The sequence below is a fragment of the uncultured Microbacterium sp. genome (genome assembly GCF_963521695.1).
GTDB lineage: Bacteria > Actinomycetota > Actinomycetes > Actinomycetales > Microbacteriaceae > Microbacterium.
In genome coordinates, this window is sequence record NZ_CAUQWC010000195.1 from 1 (window position 1) to 6,641 (window position 6,641).

General features: G+C 69.9%; 6 protein-coding genes. 3 read left to right on the forward strand and 3 right to left on the reverse strand.

Annotated features, from left to right (window positions below):
• Positions 1-76 precede the first annotated feature (76 nt).
• The 3 genes from RWP81_RS12980 to RWP81_RS12990 all read right to left on the reverse strand — a co-directional run bounded on the left by RWP81_RS12980 (position 77) and on the right by RWP81_RS12990 (position 3,361).
• Complete coding sequence (locus RWP81_RS12980; RefSeq protein WP_314456743.1) at positions 77-1,243, reverse strand: cupin domain-containing protein; 1,167 nt, start codon at positions 1,241-1,243, stop codon at positions 77-79.
• Positions 1,244-1,263: 20 nt separating this feature from the next.
• Positions 1,264-2,244, reverse strand: a complete 981-nt coding sequence (locus tag RWP81_RS12985; RefSeq protein WP_314456745.1) for an ester cyclase — start codon at positions 2,242-2,244, stop codon at positions 1,264-1,266.
• Positions 2,245-2,362: 118 nt separating this feature from the next.
• Entirely contained in the window at positions 2,363-3,361 is a 999-nt protein-coding gene (locus tag RWP81_RS12990) for a LacI family DNA-binding transcriptional regulator (RefSeq protein ID WP_314456747.1), read from the reverse strand.
• Between the two features lie 108 nt (positions 3,362-3,469).
• Here RWP81_RS12990 and hisD point away from each other — a divergent pair, with 108 nt between their 5' ends.
• From hisD to RWP81_RS13005, 3 genes are read left to right on the forward strand one after another with little or no spacing between them, the layout of a single operon-like run.
• Positions 3,470-4,786 carry a histidinol dehydrogenase gene (gene hisD / locus RWP81_RS12995; RefSeq protein WP_314456749.1) on the forward strand — a complete coding sequence of 439 codons (1,317 nt, stop codon included), beginning with the start codon at positions 3,470-3,472 and terminating at the stop codon, positions 4,784-4,786.
• A complete protein-coding gene (locus RWP81_RS13000) occupies positions 4,783-5,541 on the forward strand; it encodes an SDR family NAD(P)-dependent oxidoreductase (protein ID WP_055959893.1) in 759 nt (252 codons plus the stop codon). Before hisD ends, RWP81_RS13000 begins: the two co-directional genes overlap by 4 nt.
• Positions 5,538-6,305, forward strand: coding sequence for an aldolase/citrate lyase family protein (locus RWP81_RS13005; RefSeq protein ID WP_314456752.1), 768 nt, complete (start codon positions 5,538-5,540; stop codon positions 6,303-6,305). The genes RWP81_RS13000 and RWP81_RS13005 overlap by 4 nt, the downstream gene beginning before the upstream one ends.
• The last annotated feature ends 336 nt before the right edge of the window (positions 6,306-6,641 follow it).

The following is a 6,641-nucleotide window of genomic DNA, read 5'->3' on the forward strand; positions in this document are numbered from 1 at the left end:
GCGTCGATGTTCGCCGCGACCTCCCCCACGTCGATGCGGGGGGAGGTCGCGGCGACCGTGTGCTCCCGCTCGCCGATCAGTCGTCCTCCGTCGCCGTCACCATCACGCCCACGGGCGCGAGGTAGCCGTTGGGGTCGAGCATCCAGTCGGCGTCGCGTGCGGCGTCGACGACCTCGGGGGCCCACTCCAGGTAGACGCGGTCGTCACCGGAGTTGATGACGAGCAGTTCGCCCGCGCCCGCCTCGCCGCCGTCGATGCAGCGGAACGCGCGCCACGCGCCGGCCGGCACCGAGAACGAGTCGGACGGGTCGAGTTCGACCGTGGTGGAGGGGTCGCCGTTCAGGGTGACCGCCCACCGGCCGCTCTTGACCAGCACCGCCTGGTTCTTGTCGTGTCGGTGACGGAGCAGCCCCTCGTCGGCCGCGGCGCGCACCCACGCCATGTTGAACGAGTGGGGCTCGTGGATGCGGGGAACCTGACGACGGTCCTCGGTCATGCCGTAACCGATCGCGAGGCTCAGCTCGGCGGCGCCCCCGGGCAGGCTCGCACACAGCAGGGCGTTGTCGCTGTAGACGCGGTCACCCGGCTGGATCACGCGCTCGCGCATCTGGTCGACGGTGAAGGGTGTGAGCCCGTCGATGTAGCGCTGCTGGATGGGTTTGATGAGCGCGACGTCGGTCGGCAGCTCGTCGCCGGCGACCGTGTCGATGAGCTGGTTGTCGGCCGTGAGGTGGAGACCGTACGACTCCGCCTCCTTCAGCACCGACGGGCCCCAGATGATGCCCCCGGTCACATCGCGTCCGAGGACGGTCCACAGGATGCCGTCGTCGGGACCCTCGTTGGTGAAGCCGCGGAAGATCCACGTCGGGATCGAGATGATGTCACCGTCGGTGCTGACGTACTCGCCCTGCTTGCCGTCGATCCCCCAGCGCAGGCGGAACTCGCCCCCCAGGTTGACGAAGACCTCGGCGGTGAAGTGGAGGTGCAGGTTGTTCGAGATCCCGTTGGGCATGCCGGCGGCGCCGGTGTTGAAGCCGTGCTCCTCGGTCAGGTTGATGACCTGGCCGGCGTTCTGCGAGACCCCTCCGCCGATGAAGGCGTAGTTCTGCTTGCGGTCGGAGCCGGGTGTGCGGCAGTCGATGAAGGCGGCGTTGTGCGGCGCCCAGTCGCTCTTGCGGATGGTGCGCCGTTCGATCTCGGCCCCGTCGACGACGGAGTCGTGGCTCAGGTGGTCCGTGCTCATTTTTCTCTTCCTTCGTTGGATCAGTAGATGTTTCCCAGGACGACGGGCTCGTCGCCCCGCATTCCGGCGATCTGCGCGCGCAGCGCGATGTCGTCCCACAGCCGCACCTCTTTGACGAGGGAGCCCTGGTGGAAGGTGAACTGCGAGATGCCCAGCACGTCGACGGGACGGCCCGTCAGCGGGCCGTAGTTCGCGACGCCGTTGTAGTCGCCGACGAATTTCCACGTCACCGCGACCCGCAGGCCCGCGTAGCGCACGTCGTAGTTGGTCTGGATGTCGCGGATCTCGAAGCGTCCCGACGGGAACGACTCCAGGAAGCGGAGCAGGGCACGACGGTAACCCTCGGGGCGGATGACGAGGCGGTTGCCCACCGTGAGCAGGACGAGGTCGCGGTGGAAGTAGCGCTCGACCTTCTGCAGGTCGCGGTCGTTCCACACCGTCTCGATCATCTCGACGACGCGCTCCACCTCGGAGCGGTACTCGTCGGGGCGGGGGCCGGAGTCGCCCGCGGCGATGGGGTCGGCCGGTGCCGGTTCGGTCCAGGTGCCGGTGTAGCCGCGGAACGCCTGCGCCCGCGCCAGTTCGTCGAGGTCGCTCTGCAGCACGAGCGCCCCGGCGAGGGTGTCGCGTACCACCCATTCCTCGACCATGCGACCCCGACGGTAGAGGCAGTTGGCGATGGTGCGGCTGTATTCGGACGACTGCAGGTGCCCCGAGAGTACGAGGTGCGAGCTGAGGAAGGCGTCGTCACCGCGGGCCTCCCAGATGACGTCCTCGGCCTGCCCGGTGCGGTCGGGGGTCGCGGAGATGCGCATCAACGTGCCCTCGATGACTTCGTCGCGGGTCGTCGAGGTTCCGTAGGCGCCGTGGACGATGGAGTCGGGCTCGTAGTTGTCGCGGATGAAGCTGATCGACCGATCCACCCAGATCAGATCCGTCACCTCGCGGATGAAGTCGTCGGGATCCGCATACGGCTGGTAGGCGACCGGGTCGAGAGGCACTCTGGGCTCCTTCGGGTTGCGGCGTCGCGGGGGACGCGCGGGGCGATGTCGGCAGTGTATGCGTATGCACAACACGGACGCAAGCATCACCCGCGGCGGAGAGAGCGCGGTCGTCGGCTCAGTGGGCGCTCGGTGCGCTCAACGTCCGCCGCTCGACGAACGTCGTGGCGAACTCGACGTGCGCGAACTCCTCCGGACGCTCCTCGATGCGCTGGACGATGAGCCGACCCGCCTCGCGAGCCATCTGCACGTAGTCGTACGCGATCGTGGAAAGCTCCAGGATGGGCCAGGATGCCGGGGGCAGATCGTCGAATCCGATGATCGAGATGTCGTCGGGCACCGATGCGCCGGCCCGGCGAGCCGCGTTCAGTGCGCCGTACGCCATGACGTCGTTGCCGCAGAAGATGAGGGTCGGCGGATCGGGCAGGGCCAGCAGTTCCGCGGTCGCGGAGTCGCCGGCCGCCGTGTCGAACGGGCCGTGGCGCACGACTCCGGCCTCGAGCGAGATGCCCTTCGCGGCCAGGGCCGCCCGCAGCGCCACCTCTCTCGAACGTCCCGTACTGGTGTTCTGCGGGCCGAGCACGGCCCCGATGCGTCGATGGCCGAGCGCCAGCGCGCGGTCGACGGCGACCTCGAACCCCGGTCCGGGCGCGACGACCGTGGCATCCGCGTCGACCAGTGCCGCCGTGCGGTTGAAGTAGACGAACGGCAGCCCCCGGTCGCGCAGGCGAAGGGGCACGACCGACTCCACGGTCGTGGTGGCCAGGATGACGCCGTCGAGGCCGTTGGCGATGAGGCGCTCCGCGACGGACTCGTCGGCCGTCTCGGTATGCAGGACCAACTGGTACCCGCAGGACTCGAGCTCGCGATGCAGGGGCGCGATGATGTGGGCGTAGAACTGGTTCTCGAGGTCGGTCACGAGCAGACCGATACGTCGCGTGCGCCCGGACGACAGGGCGCGCCCCGCCTCGCTCGGGACGTAGCCGAGCAGCACGGCCGCGTCGCGGACGCGTTTCTTCGTCTCGTCCGACACGCGGGGGTCGTCGCGGAGCGCGCGCGACACGGTGGGCTGGGAGACGCCGGCCAGTCGAGCGACGTCTCTGCTCGTGACGGCCATGGACCCCCCTGGCGATCGGGTGCTGAGGGTCGAAGTCTAGCGAAAGGTTGACCTCGCATGCATACGCAGTCATGATGAGGCATACGTATGCAAACGAAGGAAGCGATGATGCCCCTGTACCTGAAGAAGGCGCCCACCAAGTCGTTCACCGACACCGCGCAGAGCGACGTCGCGGCGACCGTCGGCACGATCATCGGTGACATCCGCGAACACGGCGACGATGCCGTCCGCCGATACGCATCGACGTTCGACCGGTGGGAGGGGCCGTTCCGGCTCGACGACGCCGATGTCGAGCGGATCATGGCGACGCTGGAACCCCAGGTGATCGATGACATCCGCTTCGTCCAGGATCAGGTCCGACGCTTCGCCCAGGCGCAACGGGACTCCCTCGTCGACATCGAGGTCGAGACGCTGCCGGGCGTCCACCTCGGGCAGAAGCACGTCCCCGTCCGCGCCGCCGGCGCGTACATCCCCGGCGGGAAGTACCCGCTCACCGCCTCCGCGCACATGACGATCATCACGGCGAAGGTCGCCGGAGTCCCCCGTGTCGTCGCGTGCACCCCGCCGATCCGCGGCGAGATCCCCGCGGCCACGGTCGCGGCGATGAAGCTCGCCGGGGCCGACGAGATCTACATCCTCGGCGGCGTGCAGGCGGTCACCGCGATGGCCGTCGGAACCGAGACCATCGCCCCCGTCAACATGATCGCCGGGCCCGGCAACGCGTACGTGGCCGAAGCGAAGCGTCAGCTGTTCGGCGAGGTGGGCATCGACCTGTTCGCCGGCCCCACCGAGATCCTCATCGTCGCCGACGACGACGCCGACCCGTTCCTCACCGCGGTCGACCTGCTGTCGCAGGCGGAGCACGGACCCGAGTCGCCGGCCGTGCTCATCACGACCTCGCGGGCGCTCGGCGAGCGCGTCATGGAACTGGTCGAAGAGATCCTCCCCGGCATGTCGACCCGGGACTACGCGGAACCCGCGTGGCGCGACTGGGGACAGGTCATCGTGGTCGACGACCTCGACGAGGCCTACGCCCTCGCCGACTCGTTCGCCTTCGAGCACGTGCAGATCTTCACGAACGACCCCCGCGCCGCGCTCGAGAAGATGCACGACTACGGAGCGCTCTTCCTCGGCGAGAACACCTGCGTGTCGTACGGCGACAAGGTCATCGGCACCAATCACGTGCTGCCGACCCTCGGCGCCGCGCGCTACACGGGGGGCCTGTGGGTGGGCAAGTACCTGCGCACCATCACGTACCAGGAGATCACCGACCCCGCCTCCTCGGCGATGCTCGGCGAGGTCTGCGGCCGCGCTGCGCGCGTGGAGCTGTTCGAGGGACATGCGCGTTCGGGGGACGCACGCGCATGGCGTCACGGCGGCGCGACGTTCCCCTGGATCGAGGAGAGCCGGGCGGGCGCACGATGACGGAGCTCCGCGGGCGGACGGCGCTGGTCACCGGCGGTGGGAGCGGTCTGGGGGCGGCCATCGCCCGCGCGCTGTCGCGTGCCGGCGCTGATCTCGTCGTCGTCGGTCGTGATGCGCGCAAGCTCGATGCGGTCGCGGCCGAGCTGCCCGACTCCGCCCGCGCGTTCGTCTGCGACGTCTCCGACGAGGCGTCGGTCGCGCGCCTGCGCGACGATCTCGCCGACACCGAGATCTCGATCCTGGTCAACAACGCCGGGATCGCCGGGCCCGTCGCCGCTCTCACCGACATCGGCGTCGCCGAATGGGACGAGGTGTTCGCCGTCAACGTGCGCGGGACGTTCCTGCTGTGCCGGGCGTTCCTGCCGGCGATGGTGGAGCGCGGCGGCGGCGACGTGATCAACATCGCCTCCGTCTCGGGCAAACGGCCTCTGGCGCACCGCACCCCCTACACCGCGTCGAAGATGGCGGTCCTGGGCCTGACCTCGACCCTCGCGTTCGAGGTGGGGCCCGCCGGCGTGAACGTCAACACCCTGTCGCCGGGGCCCGTCGCCGGGGAACGCATGTCGCGCAACTTCCGGCTCGAGGCGGAACGCTCGGGGAAGAGCATCGAGGATGCCGAGACCGCCTTCGTCTCGCGCGCGGCTCTGGGCCGCATGATCACCGAGGACGAGGTCGGCGCCGCCGTGGTGGCGATGCTGTCGATGCCCGGGATGTGCGGAGCCGACGTCGACCTCTCGGCGGGGATGATCGCGTGAGCGCGTCCTCTCGAGCGCCTCGCCCGGCGTCCCTCCGCGCCCGGGCGGAGGCGGGAGAGCGTCTCATCGGCGCACTGCTGCGCATGCCGGGCGAGGAGCTCGTCGAGATGCTCGCCGTCGCCGGCTTCGACTTCGTGCTGATCGACGCCGAGCACGGCCCCGCCGACGTCATCGCCCTGCGCCAGCACATCGCCGTGGCGGGTCTGCACGGGGTCCCGGTCATCGTCCGGGTGGGCGAGGACGACCCCGGCATGGTGCTCCGCGTGCTCGATCAGGGGGCGCAGGGCGTGCTCGTCCCCCACGTCGACGATGCCGAGGCGGCGGCCGCGGTGGTCGCCTCGGCGCACTACCCCCCACTCGGCGCCCGCGGCTTCGCCACCTACAGCCGCGCCGGATTCTTCGGCGAGACGACTCCCGACCAGCACCGCGACTGGTACCGGGAGAACACGCTCGTGCTCGCGATGATCGAGTCGCCGACGGGCGTGTCCGCGGCGCACACCATCGCGGGCACCCCGGGGCTCGACGGGATCATGATCGGCCCGGCCGACCTGGCCGCCTCCTCCGGACCCGACGACCTCCCCGTGGCCGAGGCGACCGCGATCGTCAATCGGGCGGTGGCGGCGACCGGCAAGATGCGCATGGACATCGTGGGAACGGCCGCCGCCGCCTCCACCGCCTTCGACGACGGCGCACAGCTCGTGGTCTACAACCTCGCGTCGTCGCTCATGACGCACCTGCGCAGCCTGCGCGCCGCCGGCGACTGAGCCCGCCGCGACTGAGCCCGTCCGCGACGCCACTTCACGTCTCAGGCAGTCGGTCCCTCTCAACTTTGACCACCTGCGACAATCGAGCCCTTCGCGCCCCGCGTCATTTGCCTCGCATTGTCGCCCCACATGCCAGGAATCGACCACCTGCGGCAACCGAGGGAATGACGCGTCAGTGCGACGCGCGGGGCGACGACGTCGTGCCGAACGTCGACGGTCGCGGTCGTACGACGCAGTCGGGCATCGAGAGGCGGGCTATCGGCGACCAGACCGTGACGAGGGCGGGGTCGGTGACCGCGGTCGAGCCCGTGCGCGGCCCGCGACGGTGCCTGCGCC

What these genes read in the sequence shown, in the direction of transcription:
- RWP81_RS13000 (WP_055959893.1), top strand. Translation starts at nt 4,783, where the DNA reads ATGACGGAGCTCCGCGGGCGGACGGCGCTGGTCACCGGCGGTGGGAGC.
- hisD (WP_314456749.1), top strand. Translation starts at nt 3,470, where the DNA reads ATGCCCCTGTACCTGAAGAAGGCGCCCACCAAGTCGTTCACCGACACC.
- RWP81_RS12980 (WP_314456743.1), bottom strand. Translation starts at nt 1,243, where the DNA reads ATGAGCACGGACCACCTGAGCCACGACTCCGTCGTCGACGGGGCCGAG.
- RWP81_RS12990 (WP_314456747.1), bottom strand. Translation starts at nt 3,361, where the DNA reads ATGGCCGTCACGAGCAGAGACGTCGCTCGACTGGCCGGCGTCTCCCAG.